A 19,332-nucleotide genomic window follows, 5' to 3' on the forward strand; every position below is an offset into this window, starting at 1 on the left:
AACAAAACAACCGGCGCGGGATGGAGCAGCCAGGTAGCTCGTCAGGCTCATAACCTGAAGGTCGTAGGTTCAAATCCTACTCCCGCAACCAACGATTTCTGCGAAAGCAGGCTGTCCAAAGCCTCGGCCTCCGAAAGGAAGTCGGGGTTTTGCTTTCCGGCTGCAAAGCGCAGGATCGTCCCCAGGTCGCCCCGAAGGACGATGGAGAGTTCGCCGTTCTCGGGCACGAGGCTGATTTCATCCACAAGTGATCTAAGCACGTCGACGGCGGCGCCACGATCTTCCTCGGATTGAAGGTTCTCGCAGAGCTTCGCGATCCGATCCTGATACATCCGTGCCATGTTCGGGTGCAGCAATGGCGGCGGCTCATCGGCATTGTCCAGAAGCTCGGTCAACTCCGCCTTCCTCGCTTCCAGCTTCTCGGCCTTGTCTTTGAGCTTAGCAGGCGGGAAAGCCGCACGGACGTGTGAATTTTGTACAGGTATTGTACGAGATTTCGGTCGTTCTCGGAAAATTCGGCGCGAAAGCTCACGGGACCTTCTGCAAGATCCTACACAAAGTCCTGAAAATAATCTATATTTTTCAAGCGTTTTTGGTGACCCCGACAGGATTCGAACCTGTAACCTGCCCCTTAGGAGGGGGCTGCTCTATCCAATTGAGCCACGGGGCCGCCGCCCCCTCTCTACCGAGGTTTGACAGGCTTGTCATCGGTCTATCGGTAGCAGTTGAACCTTGCCCGCTGTTCGCGCTAGCATCTCTGCAAAACCCCTTGAAGCAGGTGCCCCCTTGACAGCAGATACCAAACGCCCGCTCACCCTTCGCGATGTCTCCGAAGCTTCGGGGGTATCGGAAATGACCGTCAGCCGGGTATTGCGCAACCGCGGGGATGTGTCAGACGCGACCCGCGCCCGGGTTCTCGCGGCGGCCAAGGAGTTGGGCTATGTCCCCAACAAGATAGCTGGCGCACTGGCCTCAAACCGGGTCAACCTCGTGGCGGTGATCATCCCCTCCCTGTCGAACATGGTGTTCCCCGAGGTGCTGACCGGCATCAACCAGGTACTTGAGGATACCGAATTGCAGCCGGTGGTCGGGGTCACCGATTACCTGCCCGAAAAAGAGGAAAAGGTGCTGTACGAGATGCTCTCGTGGCGCCCCTCGGGCGTGATCATCGCGGGGTTGGAGCATTCCGAGGCGGCGCGCGCCATGCTGGATGCCGCCGGGATTCCGGTGGTCGAGATCATGGACAGCGACGGCAAGCCGGTGGATGCGATGGTGGGCATTTCGCACCGCCGCGCCGGGCGCGAGATGGCACAGGCGATCCTGAAGGCAGGCTATCGCCGGATCGGCTTCATGGGCACCAAGATGCCGCTCGACTATCGCGCCCGCAAACGATTTGAAGGGTTTACCGAGGTGCTGGGCAAGAACGGGGTCGAGATCGAGGATCGCGAATTCTACTCCGGCGGCTCGGCGCTGGCCAAGGGGCGCGAGATGACGCAAGCCATGCTGGAACGTTCGCCGGACCTCGATTTCCTCTATTACTCCAATGACATGATCGCGGCGGGCGGTCTGCTCTATCTGCTCGAACAGGGGATCGACATTCCCGGCCAGATCGGCCTGGCGGGGTTCAACAATGTGGAGCTTCTTCAGGGCTTGCCGCGCAAACTGGCCACGATGGATGCCTGCCGGCTGGAGATTGGGCGCAAGGCCGCCGAGATCATCGCCAAACGGCTGGAAGACCCGGAAGCCGAGATCGAAACCCGGATCACGCTGGAGCCCAAGATCAGCTATGGCGACACGCTGAAACGGCGCTGAGGCGTGGCGCTGCAACGGCTCGACAACCGCGCGGCGCGGGCGCTGTTCCTAGATCGGCACGGGCTGGCGGAACAGCCCAGCGGTCCGGCGCGCGGGGCAGATCTGCTCGATCTGATCACCCGGCTCGGCTTTGTGCAACTCGACAGCATCAACACCGTGGCGCGGGCGCATGACCTGATCCTGTTCTCGCGCCGCCCCGCCTATCGACCGCCCGATCTGAAACGGCTATACGAGCGGGACCGGGCGCTGTTCGAACATTGGACCCATGACGCCGCTGTCATCCCGATGGCGTTCTACCCGCAATGGCACATGCGGTTTGAGCGCGATGCAGAGATGCTGCGTTATAGGTGGAAGAACTGGCGCCGCGACGGGTTCGAAGGCAAGTTCGCCGCCGTGCTTGACCATATCCGCGAGCATGGGCCGGTCAGTTCGTCTGATGTCGGCAAGGACGAGGAAAAGAAATCGGGCGGTTGGTGGGACTGGCATCCCTCCAAGACTGCGCTGGAATATCTGTGGCGCTCGGGCGCGCTGACGGTGATCGGGCGCGAGGGATTTCAGAAACGCTATGACCTGACCGAGCGCGTGATCGAAGGCCATTTGCGCCCCGGTGCGCTGGATCATGATCCCAAGACAACGGTGGATTGGCTCTGCAACGCCGCCCTTGATCGGCTGGGCTTTGCCACCACCGGCGAACTGGCGGCCTTCTGGGACAGCGCCAGCCCGGCCGAGGCCCGCGACTGGGCCGCAGCGGCCGAGGCGCGGGGCGAGGTTGAAGCCATCGAGATCACCTGTGCCGATGGCAGCCTGCGCAAGGTACTCGCCCGGCCCGATGCATTGGACAAAGCCACCGCCGTACCACCTGCGCCGGGCCGTATCCGCGTGCTCAGCCCGTTTGACCCGGCGCTGCGCGACCGCAAACGGGCCGAGCGGCTCTTTGGCTTTCACTACCGGATTGAGGTGTTCGTGCCCGAACCGAAACGGGTCTATGGCTACTATGTTTTCCCGTTGCTCGAAGGTGACCGGCTGATCGGGCGCATCGACATGAAGGCGCATCGTGAGTGTGGAGAGCTTAGGGTGCGCGCGCTCTGGCCCGAACGCGGGCTGCGCTGGTCACCCGCTCGCACCCGGCGGCTGGAGGCCGAATTGGACCGCATCCGCCGCCTGGCCGGGGTCGAGCAGGTCATCTTTGCCAAGGACTGGCTGCGCGACCCTCTCTGATCAATACCTCGCCGCTGCTTCTTTCTGGTCAGAAATACTCCCGCCGGAGGCGTCCGACAGCGCGGCGTACAGGAAAGGTCAGAGGAGAACTCAGGCAGATTTCCAGCGCGCCGACAAGGAGCGTGCGGTCTGCGTCAGCAGCATGACATCCAGACCCACTGCCAGGAACTGGGCGCCCATCTCCAGATAGGCTTGGGTCGCCTCCTCATTGGTGCCCAGAATCCCCGGTGCCCTGCCTGCGGCGCGGATGCGCGTCATTGCGTCGGCGATGACCGCCCGCACCTCGGGGGCGGCGCTGTTGCCTTGGAACCCCATATCGGTTGACAGATCGGCGGGGCCGATGAACACGCCATCCACACCCTCGACCGTCAGGATCTCGTCCAGTGCCGCCATGCCGGCGCGGTTCTCGACCTGTACCAGCAGGCAGATCTCCTGATCGGCGGTCTGGATATACTCGCTGACGCCGCCGAACCGGGTGGCTCGGGCGGCAGTGGCGCCGACGCCCCGCACACCTGTCGGCGGATAGCGGCAGGCACGCACCAGCTGGCGGGCCTGATCGGCGCTTTCCACGATCGGAACCAGCACTGTCTGGGCGCCAGCATCCAGCACCTGCTTGATGATCCAGTCCTCGCCCACCGGCACCCGCACCACCGGATGCGACGGGCTGGCCGCCAAAGCGGTCAGCTGATCCCGGATCGAGCGGATGTCATTGGGTGCATGCTCACCATCCACCACCAGCCAGTCGAACCCGCATGTGCCCATGATTTCGGCCACGCTGGGTTCAGCAAAGCTCATCCAGCAACCGATCTGGCGTTTGCCCTCGGCGAGGGCCTGTTTGAACGGGTTTTTGGGCGCGGGCATGGCGGATCTCCTATGGTCGGGTTTTCGCTGGAGAGCCTGCGTCAGCGCGCAGGCCCTGTCCAGCACTCAGGGCAGCGCACGGGCGATTTCGGTGATCACGTCAAAGGCCATCATCACATCGGCCTCGGTCGTTTCGAACTGTCCGGCCTGGAACCGGATCACAAGCGCGCCATCGACACGCGTCTGGGTCAGATAGATGCGCCCGTCATCGTTGATCGCGTTGACCAGCCGCTGGTTCAATTCGTCCGGATCGACCCCGTCCCGCAAATAGCGAAAGGTCCAGAGCGACCACATTGGCGGCGTTACGATCTCGAAATCCGGCTCGGCGGCAAGCCGGTCATGCAATGCGCCCGACCAGGCGATATGGTTGCGCAGCCTCTGGCGCAGCCCTTCCATCCCATAGCTGCGCATCAGGAACCAGAGTTTCAGCGCCCGGAACCGGCGGCCCAGCGGCACCGACCATTCCGAATAGTTGATGATCCCGTCGCGACCGTGGGTCTTGAGATACTCGGGCTGAATCGCCAGCGTCCGCACCAGATCGTCGGGGTTTTTCAGGAAATGCGCCGAACAGTCGAACTGCACCCCCAGCCATTTATGGGGGTTGAACACGATACTGTCGGCGCGCGCGATGCCCGGCCAGTAATGGCGGAACTCGGGGCAGATCATCGCCGACCCTGCCCAGGCCGCGTCCACATGTGTATAGAGACCGAATTTTTCGGCCACGTCCAGACAGCGATCCACCGGATCGGTGGCCCCGGTGCCGGTGCCGCCCACGCACAGGATCAGGCCCGCCGGATGCAGCCCCGCCGCCAGATCAGCCTCGATAGCGGCCTCCAGCGCGTCGGGGTCCATTCCGCGCCAGTCGCCCTTGATCGGCACCCGCACCAGATTGTCCTGCCCGATCCCGGCCACCCAGATGGCACGATCGACCGAGGTGTGAACCTCGGACGAGCAATAGACCCGCAATGGCTTCTGACCGAACAGGCCCTGCTGGTTCCCCTGCCAGTCGAGCGCCTTTTCCCTCAGTGTCAACACCGCCGCCAGCGTCGCCGACGAGGCGCTGTCCTGGATCACACCGGCAAATCCCTCGGGCAGATCCAGCGCTTGCCGCAGCCAGTCCATCATCCGCGTTTCCATCTCGGTTGCGGCGGGCGAGGTCTGCCACAACATACATTGCGGCGCGATGGCCGAGGCCAGGAATTCGGCGAGCACCGAGGGGGCGGACGCGTTCGAGTTGAAATAGGCGAAAAAGCGCGGATGCTGCCAATGGGTGATACCGGGCATCACGATATCCTCGAAATCGCGAAAGATGTCCTCCATCGCTTCGGGCGTCTCGGGTGGTGTGGCGGGCAGGGCGCTCAGCACCGCGCCCGGTTCGGTCCGGGCGCGCACGGGGCGGTCGCCCACGGTCAGGTGATAATCCTGCGTCCAGTCGGCAACCCGGCGGCCCCAATCGGCGAATTCTTCCCATTTCATCTGTCGTATCCTCGTCCGCCGTCAGGGGGCGATGATCGGTTGCGCCTTGAGAGCGCTCGGTACCGGCTCAGTGCCTTCGAAGGTTGACCCTTCCTCGAACCAGCTTTTCGGGGCGGGTGCCCCCCAAAGGGTCTGACGCTGCGGGTCGGTCAGCGACCAGCGGATCGGTTCCAGATCCGGATCGACGGTCTGATAGTCCGAGCAATAGATCTCGATCCGGTGCCCGTCGGGGTCGCGGACATACAGAAAGAAGGCGTTCGAGATCCCGTGCCGCCCCGGCCCGCGCTCGATATTGGCGACATATCCGGTGGTGCTCATCAGATCGAGCAGATCGATGATGTTGAGAGGGGTCGGTACCCAAAAGGCGGTGTGATGCAGGCGCGGACCCAGTCCGTTGGTAAAGGCTACGTCATGCACGCCGCCCTTGCGATGCATCCAGGCGGCCCAGAGACGGCCGCTTTCGTCATCTTCTGTGTACTCGGTGACGCGAAACCCCATCTCGCCGTAAAAGGCCACGCTGGCATCCACATTCGCCGAGAACATGTTGAAATGGTCGATCCTGAGCGGCTTTACCCCGTTATAGAGCCGGTATTTCTGGTGGATCGGCGGCAGCCGGTCCATCCGCACATAGAATTCCAGCGGAATTCCCCAGGGGTCGCGGGTGCGCAAAGTGCGGCCCATATGCGGGCGCTCGACCCAGGCGGTGGGCAAAGATTTTTCGGTGAAAAATCTTTCGGCTCGCTCCAGATCGGGTTCGTCATAAAGCTTGAAGCCCAGCACGCCAACATCCGCCGTATCGGCCTGAACCAGAACGATGCAGTGATGCCCGCGTTCTTCCATCGCGCGCAGATAGAGCCGCCCCTCTTCCTCTTGGGTGACCTGAAGGCCCAGGATGTCGACGTAGAACGCTCGGCTGGCCGCCAGGTCCCGCACCCGGTATTCCACATGGCTGAGCCGCACGATGTTGAAGGGCGGGTAGAGATTTGGCGCGGGGACGGGCATTTCTTTCTCCTGATTGTCGGCAAGGGTGGCGACTGGCTTTTTATTAACATGTGAAATTAATCTGGATTTGTCAAACCTGCCTCTCTTGTGGGGCGCGGGCAATCCTTCGTTGCGGGAAGGAACGATTTCGGCGAAATTAGCCTATGAGCTCCGATTTGCCCAAAACATCCAGATCCTTACCCATCGCCCTGTTGCGTGCACGTGAACGGGTTATGCGCCCGGTACGGGCCATTCTGATGGACGTGGGTATCACCGAACAGCAATGGCGTGTCCTTCGTGTCCTCGAAGAAGAGGGGCCACAGGATCCGACCCGAATCGCCGACGGTGCCTGTCTGCTGCTGCCCAGCCTGACTCGGATTCTGCAGAAGCTGGAAGAAAAGCAACTGATCTCGCGGCAGCCCGATCCGGATGACGGGCGCAAGCAGGTCGTCAGTATTACGCAGGCCGGTACCCAGATCATTCGCGACAATCTCGGCGCCAGCCAAGCCGTGTTCGAAGCCATCCAGGCGCATATGGGGGCAGACAGATACGAGATGCTGCTCGATCTGTTGAACGAACTGCATCTCGACAAAACCGATTGATTGCAAAGTCATAGACCCAAGAGGGTCCCTGCCGGAGAGGAGGGGGTTCTCTCCGGCAGGGTGGCCAGGCCAGGTGTAGCTGCGCCGCCTGACCCTTCCAGCAGCCCCAGACGTGTTTGGTTACCGTCCGTAGCGCTGGTCACCGGAACGCGCGCGAGTTGGTAGGGGCAACTCATTGCAATGCTGTGCGAGACTAGGGGGTTCAGCCCGACAGCGACGCGTTCCGAAGGCTTGAAGCCTATAAGTAAATTTCTCTTCGTTCCCAGAAAGTCCTGCAATCTCTGGTGGTGCAATATGAATTGTAGCGCGTTGTGCGTCAATCGCAAGGATTGCGCAAGTTTATGCCGATGCAATCCGAAGTTGCGGGCGAAATATCGCGTACCGGGGCCTTGCGGGGCGGTTAGATGCGGGAGTTGCCAGAACGGTCGCATCACCTAAGATGGCCAAGGGCATCGAGGGGGACATTGATGAGCGAACGGCTCGGGACACTTGAAGAGCTACCGCAGGATTATCGCGATCAGATGGTGGCGGCGGGTGTCGCGCCGCTTTGGCCCATGATGCGCAATGTGTTGCCCCATGGGGCGCCGCAGCCGATGACCCGAGTGGGGCATTGGTCTTTTCCTGCGGTGCGGCCGCTTCTGCTGCGTGCCGGTGAACTGACTCCTGTGGAGAAGGCAGAGCGCCGGGTGCTTGTCCTCTCTGATCCAGGGCGTGGTTCGGGCGCGATGCAGGCGACCGCGACCATTTACCTGGGGCTGCAACTGCTGCTGCCAGGGGAGTCCGCACCCGCGCATCGACACACCCCGTCAGCCGTGCGGGTCGTGGTCGAGGGGCAGGGCGGCTATACGGTCGTGGATGGTGAGCGCCTGCCGATGGAGCCGGGCGATCTGGTGCTGACACCGGGCGGGGAATGGCACGACCACGGCCATGACGGGGACGAGCCGGTGATCTGGCTCGACGCGCTGGACCTGCCGCTTTTCGTGCAGCTCGAGGGCTCTTATGCGATCGAAGGTGAGTTGCAGGCGCAGCGCAACCGCCCCGATGCCAGCCAGGTCGAATACAGCGCCGCCGGGATGGCACCCTCGCGCCGACCAGGACGGGGTGCGCGGCGCTATCCAATGATGCGCTATCCCTGGGCGGCGACCGAGGCGGCGCTGCGTCAGATGGCTGCCTTTGCCGAGGGGATTGCCGAACTGGACTATATCAACCCCGAAACGGGTGAGGATGTGCTGCCCGCGCTTGGCTTCACCGCGATGATGCTCAAGGCGGGCCAGGTCGAAGCGCCGCCGCTGCGCTCTTGCTCTTCGGCCTTTCACGTGATCGCTGGTTCCGGGCGCAGCGAGATTGACGGGCAAGTCATCGAATGGGGTCCAAAGGACACCTTCACCGCCCCGGTCTTTGCCCGCATCAGGCATGAGGCAGAGAGCGAGGCATTTCTGGTCCGCATCCATGACCGTCCGCTGCAAGAGAAACTTGGTTACTACGAGGAACGCGCCAGATGAGCGACAGCCTGTTCACCCTTCCCCCGATCCCCGGCATTCCGGTCCGTGGCGAAAGCGGCACATATCCGATCGGGCGGATTTTCTGCGTTGGTCGCAACTATGCCGCCCATGCCGCCGAGATGGGCAACGAGGTGGACCGCGAGGCGCCGTTCTATTTCACCAAATCGCCGGCCAATGCGATCCTGACCGGGGCCACCGTTCCCTATCCGCCGGGCACCGAGAATTTTCATTACGAGATGGAACTGGCCTTTGCCATCGGCAAGCCGGTGTTCCGCGCCAGCCGGGCCGAGGCCTGGGACGCGGTCTATGCCTATGGCTGCGCGCTCGACATGACCCGGCGCGACCAGCAGATCCGCGAGCGAGACAAGAAACGCCCCTGGGACCTGGGCAAGGATGTCGAGAACGCGGCGGTCTTTGCGTCCCTGACCCGGGTGGCCGACTGGTCGCCGCAGGACAACACGCGCATTCATCTTGAGGTGAATGGTGCGGTCAAACAGGATGCCACCCTGTCCGAGTTGATCTGGAAGATCGACGAGATCGTCAGTCATCTGTCGGGCTATTACCATCTGCGCCCGGGTGATCTGGTGATGACGGGCACACCTGCCGGGGTCGGTCCGGTCGTCGCCGGGGATGTGATCGCCGGCGGTATCGACGGGCTGGACCCCATCGCGCTGACGCTTGGCCCGGCGGAATAACCCATGACTGTCGAAACCATTCTGACCAATGGCTTTGGCAGCGGTGGGCTGGCCGCGGAACCTGGCCTATCTTCGACGGAGCGGGTGGAGGCACTTCAGTCTTTTAGAGATGATGATTGCCATCACCCGATTGGCGCCAATGCCGAGCCGCGCATTAGAATGATGAGCGCCATGGCGGCGGAAGAGTGCTACAATTCGACGAAGTGGTGTTACGGCGGTTCCGATCTGGCCGGTACCGCCCGAGGGGAGATGTAAGCAATATATTGCAAAATGACGTGCTTTGCGCATTATATTGCTTAGAGAGGGTCAAAGGGAGGATATCATGACCTATCGCAGAAAGATTCTGGGCCTGATCGGCGGCGCTGCAGTTGCGGCTCTGGCCACCGGGTTCAGCGCCGGCACAGCACTGGCGCAAGAGGTTACTCTGAAACTGCACCAGTTCCTGCCGGCGCAGGCCAATGTGCCGAAACTGGTCCTGGACGTCTGGGCCGACGGCGTCGAAAAGGACTCGGGCGGCCGTATCAAGGTCGATCGCTATCCCTCGATGCAGCTGGGCGGCAAGCCGCCCGAGCTTATGGATCAGGCCATCGACGGCGTGGCCGATGTGGTCTGGACCGTGGTCGGCTATACGCCGGGCCGCTTCCCCTCGACCGAGGTTTTCGAACTGCCCTTCATGATGACCAACGCGCGTGCGGTCAGCCATGCTTACTGGGAAATGTTCGAAAAGCACATGAAGGATGACGAGTTCAAGGATGTGCATATTCTTGGCACCTGGGTGCATGGCCCTGGCATGATCCACACTGCCGATCCCGTCGAAACTCCGGAGGACCTCCAGGGGATGAAGATCCGCGGCGGTTCGCGGTCGGTCAACTCGCTGCTGACCAAGCTGGGTGCGACGCCTGTCGGTATGCCGGTACCCGCGGTGCCCGAGGGGCTGAGCAAGGGCGTGATCGACGGCACCACCATCCCGTGGGAGGTGACCACTGCGCTCAAGGTCCCGGAACTGGTAGAGAACCATACCGAGTTCGAGGGCCGCGCGCTTTATACGCTGACCTTCGTGCTGGCGATGAACAAGGCCAAGTATGACAGCCTGCCCGACGATCTGAAGGCGGCGGTCGACAAGAACTCGGGTCTTGAATTCTCGGTCTTTGCCGGTGGGACACAGGCCGATTCCGATGGTCCGGCGCGTCAAGTGGCCGAGGATCTGGGTAACAACATCATCACCATCGACGCCGCAGGGGTCGAGGAATGGCGTGCTTTGGCCCAGCCGATCTATGACGAATGGATCGCCGACATGGAATCCAAGGGCAAGGACGGTAAGGCGCTTCTCGAAGAGGCGCAGATGCTGATCGAGAAGTATACGCCGCAATATTCCAACTGATCCGGCAACTGCCACCGGGTACGGCGCAAACGGCGCCGTACCCGCCACGCGGCCTGCAACCGACCGAGGACCGATGCATAAACTGATGACGGGGCTGGCCAGATCGTTGGCCATCGTCGGTGGGATCGTTCTGAGCCTTCTGATCCTGCTGACCTGCGCCTCAATCCTGGGCCGTTTGCTGAACGGCTTTTTCCACGGTGACATCATGCAATCTGTTGCCCCCGGTCTGGCCGATTGGGCCATCGGAATCGGTATCGGCCCGGTCAATGGCGATTTCGAACTGGTCGAGGCAGGAGTGGCCTTTGCCATCTTCTGCTTTCTGCCGCTCTGCCAGATCACTGCCGGGCATGCGTCGGTCGATATTCTGGCCAACGCGTTCAGTCACCGGGCGAACCGCATCCTGCGGATGTTGACTGAACTGACCTTTGCCGCCGTACTCGTCCTGATCGCGTGGAAATTGTTCGACGGCATGATGAGCAAACGAGCCTATGCCGAGACAACCTTTCTGCTGCAATTTCCCATTTGGTGGGCCTATGCGCTCAGTTTTGTCGCGGCCTTCGCGGCGGCGCTGGTGGGGGTCTATATGGGCGCAGTTCGAACCTATGAATGCTTTACCGGCCGTATCCTGGTCTGGGATGGGGTGGAGGCGACACAGTGAGCGCGCTTGAGATCGGTATCGCCTCGTTTCCTGCCCTGATGGTTCTGATCTTTCTCAGGGTGCCGATCGGTCTGGCCATGTTCCTTGTCGGACTTGTGGGGCTGGTGCTGGTCACCGATGGCACGCAGGTCGCGTTTGCGCGGCTCAAGAATGAAACCTATACGACATTTTCCAGCTATTCGCTGACCATCGTGCCAATGTTCCTGCTGATGGGCCATTTCGCCACGCTGGGTGGCATGTCGACCGCTTTGTTCAAGGCTGCCGAGGGTTGGTTGGGCCATCGCAAGGGAGGCATCGCGATGGCCTCGATCGGGGCCTGCGCCGGTTTTGGTGCCATCTGCGGCTCGTCTCTGGCGACGGCGGCAACCATGGGCCGCGTCGCTCTGCCGGAACTCCGCCAATACGGCTATGCGGGCGGGTTTTCCACCGCGACGCTGGCGGCGGGCGGTACGCTGGGTATCCTGATCCCACCCTCGGTGGTGCTGGTGATCTATGCGATCCTGACCGAACAGAATATCGCCAAGCTGTTCCTGGCCGCCTTCATCCCCGGCATCATGGCGGCGCTGGGCTATGTCATCGCCATCTCGGTCTATGTGCGGCTTTACCCCGACAGCGCGGGCACGCGCCCGCCGGTCCCCTATGGTGCAAGGTTCGCAGCCTTGTTGCAGGTCTGGCCGGTGCTGCTGGTTTTTGGTCTGGTGGTGGGCGGCATCTATCTGGGTTGGTTCACCCCCACCGAAGGCGCCGCCGTGGGCGCGCTGGGAACCGGAGTGATTGCCTGGCTGAATGGCGGGCTGACCCGCGCCAGCCTCTCCGAAAGCTTTCTGGTCACCGCGCGTTCCACCGCGATGATCTTTTTCATCGTGCTGGGCGCGGCCTTTTACAACGGCTTCCTTGCCCTGACCCAGGTGCCGCAGGAGTTGTCGAATTTCGTGGTTGCCCAAGGCTACAGCCCCTGGGTGGTGCTGGCGCTGATCCTCGCCTTCTACCTTGTGTTCGGCTGCCTGATGGACAGCCTCAGCATGATCCTTTTGACGATCCCGATCTTCTTTCCGGTGATCTCGGCGATGGATTTCGATCTGGTCTCGCTGGCCGCGATGCAGGCCGATGCGGCGATGGAAGTTCTGAAGGCGGGCGTGCCCGAAGCGATGAGCGCCGAGACGCTGGCGGGCATCAAGGACGCCATTGCCAGTGGGGCCGAACTGACCCGCGAGCAGATGAAAGAGCTGGGTATCCGCGTGACGCGCGGCATGGCCAACCGGGCCGAGGCCGAACACGTGGCGATCTGGTTCGGTATTCTGGTGCTGATCGTGGTCGAGGTCGGGTTGATCACGCCGCCGGTGGGGATGAACCTGTTCATCATCAACGCGATGGACCGGACCACCCGCATGGCCGACACCTATAAGGCAGTGATGTTCTTTGTCGGCTCTGACATCGTGCGCGTGATCATTCTGGTCGCGTTCCCCGCGATCACGCTGTTTCTGCTGCCGGGATAGGCGCCACCGCCGCCCGGTCCGATGATCCCGACCCCGGCTGCCGCCGGGCGGGGCGGCTTTGGGAGGAGAGCATGACGCGATACCTAGACCATGAGGTAGAGGCCGAGCGGTGCGCGGACGGCACCATCTTACTGCGCTCGGCCCATGCGCCGGTGACACCGGTTGCCCGTACCACCGACTGGCTGCACCGCTGGGCGGCAGAGACCCCAGACGCGGTGTTCCTGGCCGAGCGCAGTGGTGGCGGATGGCGCGAGCAATCCTACGCCGAAACCCTGGGCAGGGTCCGGGCACTGGCCGCGGGGCTGCTGGCGCGCGGGTTGGTGCCGGGTGACCGTATCCTTGCCGTCTCGGGCAACAGTGTCGATCACGGTACACTGGCGCTGGCCGCGCAATATGTCGGGCTGGTGATCGTCCCTGTGGCCGAGCAATACGCCCTGATCCCTGGCGCGCTGAAACAGCTGCACTATATTCTTGGCCTGATCGACCCGGCCATGGTCTATGCCGAGGACGGCGCGCAATTCGCTGCCGCCTTGGCGATGGAGGAGATGGCTGGCCGCCGCATCGTCGTCGGGCGCAATCCCGCGCCGGGCATGACCCTGCTGACCGACCTGGAGCGGGAGAGTGGCGATATTTCGGGCGCTGCCGCTGCAGTCGGCCCCGACACGGTGGCCAAGATCCTGATGACCTCGGGTTCGACCTCGCACCCCAAGGGAGTGTTGACCACCCAACAGATGCTCTGCGCCAACCAGGCACAATATGCCCGCGCCCTGCCATTCCTGACCGAACGCCCGCCCCGGCTGGTGGATTGGCTGCCGTGGAATCATGTCTTTGGCGGGTCCAACAACTTCAACCAGATGCTGGCCTTTGGTGGCGCGCTCTATATCGACGGGGGCAAACCCGCCCCGGCGCTGATCGGCAAGACATTCGAGAACAATCGCCTGATGAACGGCACCATCGCCTATAACGTGCCGGTGGGCTTTGCCCAGTTGCGCGACGAGATGCATCGCGATCCCGAGTTGAAGCGTCATTTCTTCGCCGATCTGGACATGCTGTTCTATGCCGGTGCCTCTCTGTCGGCGGATGTCTGGCGCGACCTCAGCGAGATGGCCGCCGAGGTGCGTGATACCCAACCGCTGATCACTACCTGCTGGGGCATGACCGAGACCGCGCCGGCCTGCATTTTCCAGCACGTGCCCGCCAATCTGCCGGGTATCATCGGTGTGCCCCTGACCGGGGTGACCGCCAAACTGGTGCCGGCGGACGGTGGCCGGTACGAACTGCGTGTCGCGGGCCCCAATGTCTTTTCCGGTTATTTTCGCGACCCAGAAAAGACCGCCGCCGCCTTTGATGACGAGGGGTATTTCTGCACTGGCGACGCGGTGGCGATGGTTGATGCGGATGACCTGTCGCAAGGGTTACGGTTCGAGGGTCGGCTGGCCGAGGATTACAAGCTGGCAACCGGCATCTGGGTACGCGCCTCAGCGCTCCGGCTCGAGGTTCTGGCCGCGCTGGCGCCGCTGGCTGCCGATGTGGTTCTGACCGGCGAAGGTGAGGCCGAGATCGGCCTTCTGATCTTGCCCGCGCCCACCCTTGCTCAAGGGCTGGAGGCACGGGAGGGCATTCTGCATCCCGGCCCGATGCGCGACGAAATCGCCGCGCGCCTGTCGCGGCTGAACGCGGATCGCGGCAGTTCTGCCCGCATCGCGCGGGCGGTGATTCTTTCAGACCCGCCGTCGATGGCAGAGGGCGAAGTCACAGCCAAGGGTAATCTCAACTTCCGCAAGATACTGGAAAGAAGGGAAGAAATCGTGTCGCGCCTGTATGGGGGCGATAAAGATGAAAGAATTATTGTGCATTAAGCTGCATAAATTTGCGGCCCGATTTAGCAATATCTTGCATAAACAGGTTTGGGATGCATGATGGTGCCGCCGGAGAGAGGCGCGCGCGGGAGTGGGAGAGGAGGCCCGCCCGCTCGCTGCCCCGGCCATCACCGGGAGGAGGCAGAATGAGCGCAAACGCCGCGCATTACTTTGTGGACCGCCATGTCGAAGAAGGGCGCGGCGCGCGACCCGCCTTTCGCGAAGCCGCCGGCGCGCGGCGCAGGCAGAGCTATGGCGAGCTGGCCCGCGACAGCGGTGCGGTTGCGGGTGCGCTCGCCCGTGCGGGCATCCCGCGCGAGGCGCGCGCGGCGATGCTGGTGCTGGACCAGCTGGAGTTTCCCGCCCTGTTCTGGGGCTGCCTCAAGGCGGGCGTGGTGCCGGTGCCGCTGAACACGCTGCTGGCCACTTCGGTTTATGATGTGATCCTGAACGACAGCCGCGCCTCGATCCTTTTTGTCTCGGAAGAGCTCTGGCCGGTGGTCCAGCCCGCCGCGCTGGCCTCGCCGCATCTGACCCGGATCGTGGTGATCGGCACCGCGCCCGACGGCACCCAAAGCCATGCGGATTTCGTGCAGGGTGCCGATATCCCGCCTGCGGTCGAGGTGTCGCCCGACGATGTGGCCTTTTGGCTCTATTCCTCGGGGTCGACCGGACAGCCCAAGGGTGTGCGGCACGTGCATGCCAGCCTCAAGGCCACCGCCGACAGCTATGGTGCGCAGGTGCTGGGAATCGAACCGGATGACCTGGTGTTTTCGGCGGCCAAGCTGTTCTTTGCCTATGGGTTGGGCAATGGCATGACCTTTCCGATGTCGGTCGGGGCTGAGACGATCCTGTTCAACGGGCGTCCGACGCCGGATGGCGTGCGCGATATCATCGCCGCCGAGCGGCCAACCGTGTTCTGCGGGGTGCCGACGCTGTATGCAGCAATGGTCGCCATGCTCGACCGCGAGGGCGTGCCGGACGTAACGCTGCGTCGTTGCATCTCGGCAGGCGAAGCACTGCCGGAAGAGATTGGCCGGTCTTGGCACCGGCAATGGGGGGTCGACATTCTGGACGGCGTCGGCTCGACCGAGATGCTGCATATCTTTCTGTCGAACGCGCCGGGCGACGTGGTCTATGGCACCTCGGGCCGACCGGTGCCGGGATACGAGGTGCGGCTGGTGGACGAAAGCGGCGCCGATGTCGGACCCGGCGGGTTGGGAGAGCTTCTGGTGCGCGGCGCTTCGGCGGCGGATGGCTATTGGAACAAGCGCGACAAGAGTCGCGCCACCTTCGAGGGAGAATGGACCCGCACGGGCGACAAATATGAGCTGACGCCTGATGGCCGCTATGTCTATTGCGGGCGCACTGACGACATGTTCAAGGTCTCGGGCATCTGGCTGTCGCCGTTCGAGGTGGAGCAGGCGCTGGTCGCGCATCCCGCCGTCCTCGAAGCGGCGGTGGTGGCGGCGCGCGACGCTGACGGGTTGGAGAAACCCAAGGCCTTCATTGTGCTCAAGACGGCAGAGACCGAAGGGCTGGCCGATACCCTGCGCGATTTCGTCAAGGAGAAGGTGGGCAAGTGGAAATATCCCCGCTGGATCGAATTCGTCGAGGATTTGCCCAAGACCGCCACCGGCAAGATCCAGCGGTTCAAACTGCGCGAGGGAGGCTGAGCGATGGAGTGGAGTACAAATCCCGCCGAAAAGCTGCGCATTGATGGCGTGGCATTGGAATATGCCTGCCACGGCCCGGCGCCTGGGGGCGCCCCGACCCTTGTGCTGTTGCATGAAGGGTTGGGCTGTGTTGCGATGTGGCGCGATTTTCCCGCGCAGCTTGCTGCGCGCACTGGGTTGGGCGTGCTGGTCTATTCCCGGCAGGGCTATGGCGGATCGGACCCGGTTACCCGGCCCCGGCCGCTGGATTTCCAGACCTGCGAGGCGCTGGAGGTGCTGCCCGCCCTGCTGGATGCTGCCGGTGTCCGGCAGGCGATCCTGCTTGGCCATTCCGACGGCGCCACCATCGCCGCGATTCATGCCGGCAGTGTGGCTGGTCACCGGATACGCGGCGTGATCCTCGAGGCGCCGCATTTCTTTACCGAACCGGGCGGGCTGGCCTCGATCACAGAGGCGCGCGCGGCCTATGAAAGTGGCGATCTGAAACAGAAACTGGCGCGCTATCACGCCGATCCCGATGGTGCTTTTCTGGGCTGGAACGATGCCTGGCTCGACCCCGGTTTCGCCACCTGGAACGTGGCCGAGGTGATCGACTATATCCGGGTGCCGATCCTGGCCATTCAGGGGCGGCAGGACCAATACGGCACGCTTGCCCAGATCGAAGAGATCGAGAGCCGCGCCTATTGTCCGGTGGATACGCTGATACTTGACTGTCGCCACGAACCGCATCGGGAGTGCGCTGATCGGGTGTTGGACGAGATCGCCGACTTTTGCGCAAGGCTGCTTCGCATCGAGGCCGCCGAGGTCATCCCGGCCTGAGCATGTCGCTGCCACCTCTCTCGGATCCCTATGTTCCCGGTCAGACGGCGCGGCCACCCGAAGATCTGTTCGAGGCCCTGCACCAGTGCGTTCCCCGCCGGATGCCACCTGAGGATTTGACCGCTTGCCCTGCCTGGACCGACGGCTGGACATTGTTCGATCTGGGATACTTCTGGGAGGCGCATGAGGTATGGGAGCCGGTCTGGATGGCCTTGCCCCCGAATAGCGGTGCTCGCTACCGGGTGCAGGCGGCGATACAGTTGGCCAATGCGGCGTTGAAACTGCGCATGGGTCGGAGGGGCGCGGCCCGGCGTCTTTGTGTCTTGGCTCGCGAGGCCGCGGCGCGGGCCGGCGGAGCAGGGACGCCCGAGACATGGGAGGTTTCGTTCTGCGACCGCGTCGCCAAGGTTGAGGCGCGATTCGCAAGTGATGCAATATAACGCATCATTGCAGAAAGTATCAGAGATATATTGCGGGATGGTAGGTAGTCTATTGATATTTAAGGAATTCAAACATGCACTATTGTGCCGTAAATTGCTTGCAAATTGACTGATGCGCACTAAAATGCATAATATCATAACTCTTGGAGCGAGGCATGACCCAGCGTATCGACTTTCAGACCGACCCGTCCCGCTATCGTCATTGGCGGGTCGTGTATGATGGAGAGATCGCCAATCTCTACATGGATGTGGATGAACAGGGCGGCCTGTTCCCGGGCTATGAGCTGAAGCTAAATTCCTATGATCTTGGCGTCGATATCGAACTGGCCGATATCGTCCAGCGGATGCGGTTCGAGCATCCGGAGGTCAAGGTGGTGGTGATGCAATCCGGAAAGGACCGCGTTTTCTGTGCCGGTGCGAATATCCGGATGCTGGGCGGCGCCAGCCACGCGCACAAGGTCAATTTCTGTAAATTCACTAACGAGACCCGCAACACGTTTGAGGCGGCCGAGGCCGACAGCGGCCAGAAATACATTGCCGCAGTCAAAGGTGCCTGCGCGGGCGGGGGGTACGAGCTGGCGCTGGCCTGCAACTATATCATGCTTACCAACGACAGTTCCTCTTCGGTGGCCTTGCCCGAGGTTCCGTTGTTGGCGGTGCTGCCGGGAACTGGCGGGCTGACCCGAGTCACCGACAAGCGTAAGGTGCGCCGCGATCTGGCCGATGTGTTCTGCTCGGTCGAGGAAGGTGTACGCGGCCAACGCGCTGTCGACTGGCGGCTGGTGGATGAGATCGCCCCTAATTCGAAATTCGATGAGGTGGTGCAGGAGCGCGCGCGGGAATTTGCGAGCGCCAGCGCCAAACCCTCGGGCCTGACCGGGATCTCGCTCACCCCGCTTGACCGCCGCTTTGCCGAGGATGGCTCGGTCACCTATTCGACCGTTGAGATTGTCGTGGAGCGCGAGGCGGGGCGGGCGACGCTGACGATCTCCGGTCCGACGGACGCCGCTCCCGATACGGTCGACGCGTTGCAGGCGCAGGGGGCGAATGCCTGGATCCTGCGCGCGGCGCGTGAGCTGGACGATGCCATCCTGCACCTGCGGCTGAACGAACGCCAGATCGGTACGCTGGTGATACAGACTCAGGGCGACGGCGCCGCAGTTCTGGCGCATGAGGCATTGCTTCTCAACAATCGCGACCACTGGCTGGCCAACGAGATCCTGCAATACTGGAAGCGGGTGCTAAAGCGGGTCGACATGACCTCGCGGAGTCTCGTTGCGATTGTCGAGCATGGGTCCTGTTTCGCCGGGCCGCTGGCGGAACTGCTTTGGGCGGTGGACCGGTCCTACATGATGCTCGAAGAGTTCGAAGGCGATAACCGCCCGCTGGCCGCGATCACGCTCAGCCCCGGCAACTTCGGAACCTATCCGATGGGTAATGAGCTGACCCGGCTCGAGACCCGCTTCCTGGGCACACCGGAGGCGGTCGAAGCGGTGCGCGCGCGGATTGGCGAACCGATTGAGGCCGACGAAGCCGAGGAACTCGGGCTGGTGACCTATGTGCTGGATGATATCGACTGGGAGGACGAGGTCCGCGTCTTCCTCGAAGAGCGCGCCAGTTTCTCGCCCGATGCTATGACCGGGATGGAGGCGAACTTGCGTTTCGCTGGACCCGAGACGATGGAAACCCGCATATTTGGCCGACTTACCGCGTGGCAGAACTGGATTTTCCAGCGCCCCAACGCGGTGGGCCCCGACGGGGCACTGCAACGCTATGGTACCGGGGTGCGCGGCGATTACGACATGGAACGTGTGTAGAGGGGGCGCAGATTTTCGCAGAAAATCTGTAGAAAAATC

At 62.6% G+C, this 19,332-nt stretch carries 17 protein-coding genes and 2 tRNA genes; 15 read left to right on the top strand and 4 right to left on the bottom strand.

What is annotated here, in order from left to right:
- Positions 1-14: 14 nt before the first annotated feature.
- Positions 15-91, top strand: a tRNA-Met gene (locus tag AC2FL1_RS17625).
- Between the two features lie 502 nt (positions 92-593).
- Here the strand turns inward: AC2FL1_RS17625 and AC2FL1_RS17630 are convergent.
- Positions 594-670: transfer RNA gene (locus AC2FL1_RS17630), tRNA-Arg, on the bottom strand.
- Between the two features lie 116 nt (positions 671-786).
- Here AC2FL1_RS17630 and AC2FL1_RS17635 point away from each other — a divergent pair.
- On the top strand, positions 787-1,812 hold the full coding sequence (locus AC2FL1_RS17635) for a LacI family DNA-binding transcriptional regulator (protein WP_011049362.1): 1,026 nt from the start codon (positions 787-789) through the stop codon (positions 1,810-1,812).
- Between the two features lie 3 nt (positions 1,813-1,815).
- The gene (locus tag AC2FL1_RS17640) at positions 1,816-3,030 is read left to right on the top strand and encodes a winged helix-turn-helix domain-containing protein (protein ID WP_496877799.1); all 1,215 of its coding nucleotides are present in this window, start codon (positions 1,816-1,818) and stop codon (positions 3,028-3,030) included.
- A 90-nt stretch (positions 3,031-3,120) separates the two neighbouring features.
- Here the strand turns inward: AC2FL1_RS17640 and AC2FL1_RS17645 are convergent, their stop codons facing one another.
- The 3 genes from AC2FL1_RS17645 to hpaD all read right to left on the bottom strand — a co-directional run bounded on the left by AC2FL1_RS17645 (position 3,121) and on the right by hpaD (position 6,369).
- On the bottom strand, positions 3,121-3,891 hold the full coding sequence (locus AC2FL1_RS17645) for an HpcH/HpaI aldolase family protein (RefSeq protein ID WP_496877800.1): 771 nt from the start codon (positions 3,889-3,891) through the stop codon (positions 3,121-3,123).
- 66 nt (positions 3,892-3,957) lie between these two features.
- Complete coding sequence (locus tag AC2FL1_RS17650; protein ID WP_496877801.1) at positions 3,958-5,367, bottom strand: pyridoxal phosphate-dependent decarboxylase family protein; 1,410 nt, start codon at positions 5,365-5,367, stop codon at positions 3,958-3,960.
- 21 nt (positions 5,368-5,388) lie between these two features.
- Positions 5,389-6,369 (bottom strand): 3,4-dihydroxyphenylacetate 2,3-dioxygenase, encoded by a 981-nt coding sequence (hpaD, locus tag AC2FL1_RS17655; RefSeq protein ID WP_496877802.1) that lies wholly within the window; start codon positions 6,367-6,369, stop codon positions 5,389-5,391.
- Between the two features lie 143 nt (positions 6,370-6,512).
- Here hpaD and hpaR point away from each other — a divergent pair, with 143 nt between their 5' ends.
- The 12 genes from hpaR to boxC all read left to right on the top strand — a co-directional run bounded on the left by hpaR (position 6,513) and on the right by boxC (position 19,293).
- Positions 6,513-6,950, top strand: coding sequence for a homoprotocatechuate degradation operon regulator HpaR (gene hpaR, locus AC2FL1_RS17660; RefSeq protein ID WP_496828555.1), 438 nt, complete (start codon positions 6,513-6,515; stop codon positions 6,948-6,950).
- Positions 6,951-7,417: 467 nt separating this feature from the next.
- Positions 7,418-8,452, top strand: a complete 1,035-nt coding sequence (locus tag AC2FL1_RS17665; RefSeq protein ID WP_496877803.1) for a cupin domain-containing protein — start codon at positions 7,418-7,420, stop codon at positions 8,450-8,452.
- On the top strand, positions 8,449-9,147 hold the full coding sequence (locus AC2FL1_RS17670) for a fumarylacetoacetate hydrolase family protein (protein WP_496877804.1): 699 nt from the start codon (positions 8,449-8,451) through the stop codon (positions 9,145-9,147). Before AC2FL1_RS17665 ends, AC2FL1_RS17670 begins: the two co-directional genes overlap by 4 nt.
- A 3-nt stretch (positions 9,148-9,150) precedes the next feature.
- Positions 9,151-9,402, top strand: a complete 252-nt coding sequence (locus AC2FL1_RS17675) for a hypothetical protein (RefSeq protein ID WP_496877805.1) — start codon at positions 9,151-9,153, stop codon at positions 9,400-9,402.
- Positions 9,403-9,469: 67 nt separating this feature from the next.
- Positions 9,470-10,528, top strand: a complete 1,059-nt coding sequence (locus tag AC2FL1_RS17680; RefSeq protein WP_496828547.1) for a TRAP transporter substrate-binding protein — start codon at positions 9,470-9,472, stop codon at positions 10,526-10,528.
- Positions 10,529-10,601: 73 nt separating this feature from the next.
- A complete protein-coding gene (locus tag AC2FL1_RS17685; protein ID WP_496828546.1) occupies positions 10,602-11,186 on the top strand; it encodes a TRAP transporter small permease in 585 nt (194 codons plus the stop codon).
- On the top strand, positions 11,183-12,682 hold the full coding sequence (locus AC2FL1_RS17690; RefSeq protein WP_496877806.1) for a TRAP transporter large permease: 1,500 nt from the start codon (positions 11,183-11,185) through the stop codon (positions 12,680-12,682). The genes AC2FL1_RS17685 and AC2FL1_RS17690 overlap by 4 nt, the downstream gene beginning before the upstream one ends.
- Before the next feature lie 71 nt (positions 12,683-12,753).
- The gene (locus AC2FL1_RS17695; RefSeq protein ID WP_496877807.1) at positions 12,754-14,541 is read left to right on the top strand and encodes a feruloyl-CoA synthase; all 1,788 of its coding nucleotides are present in this window, start codon (positions 12,754-12,756) and stop codon (positions 14,539-14,541) included.
- Positions 14,542-14,687: 146 nt separating this feature from the next.
- Entirely contained in the window at positions 14,688-16,217 is a 1,530-nt protein-coding gene (locus AC2FL1_RS17700; RefSeq protein ID WP_496877808.1) for a benzoate-CoA ligase family protein, read from the top strand.
- Positions 16,218-16,220: 3 nt separating this feature from the next.
- Entirely contained in the window at positions 16,221-17,036 is an 816-nt protein-coding gene (locus AC2FL1_RS17705; RefSeq protein WP_496877809.1) for an alpha/beta fold hydrolase, read from the top strand.
- Positions 17,037-17,038: 2 nt separating this feature from the next.
- The gene (locus tag AC2FL1_RS17710; protein ID WP_496877810.1) at positions 17,039-17,476 is read left to right on the top strand and encodes a DUF309 domain-containing protein; all 438 of its coding nucleotides are present in this window, start codon (positions 17,039-17,041) and stop codon (positions 17,474-17,476) included.
- A gap of 155 nt (positions 17,477-17,631) precedes the next feature.
- Complete coding sequence (boxC, locus tag AC2FL1_RS17715; protein WP_496877811.1) at positions 17,632-19,293, top strand: 2,3-epoxybenzoyl-CoA dihydrolase; 1,662 nt, start codon at positions 17,632-17,634, stop codon at positions 19,291-19,293.
- The last annotated feature ends 39 nt before the right edge of the window (positions 19,294-19,332 follow it).

It is taken from the genome of Ruegeria sp. YKSF070, from assembly GCF_059612725.1.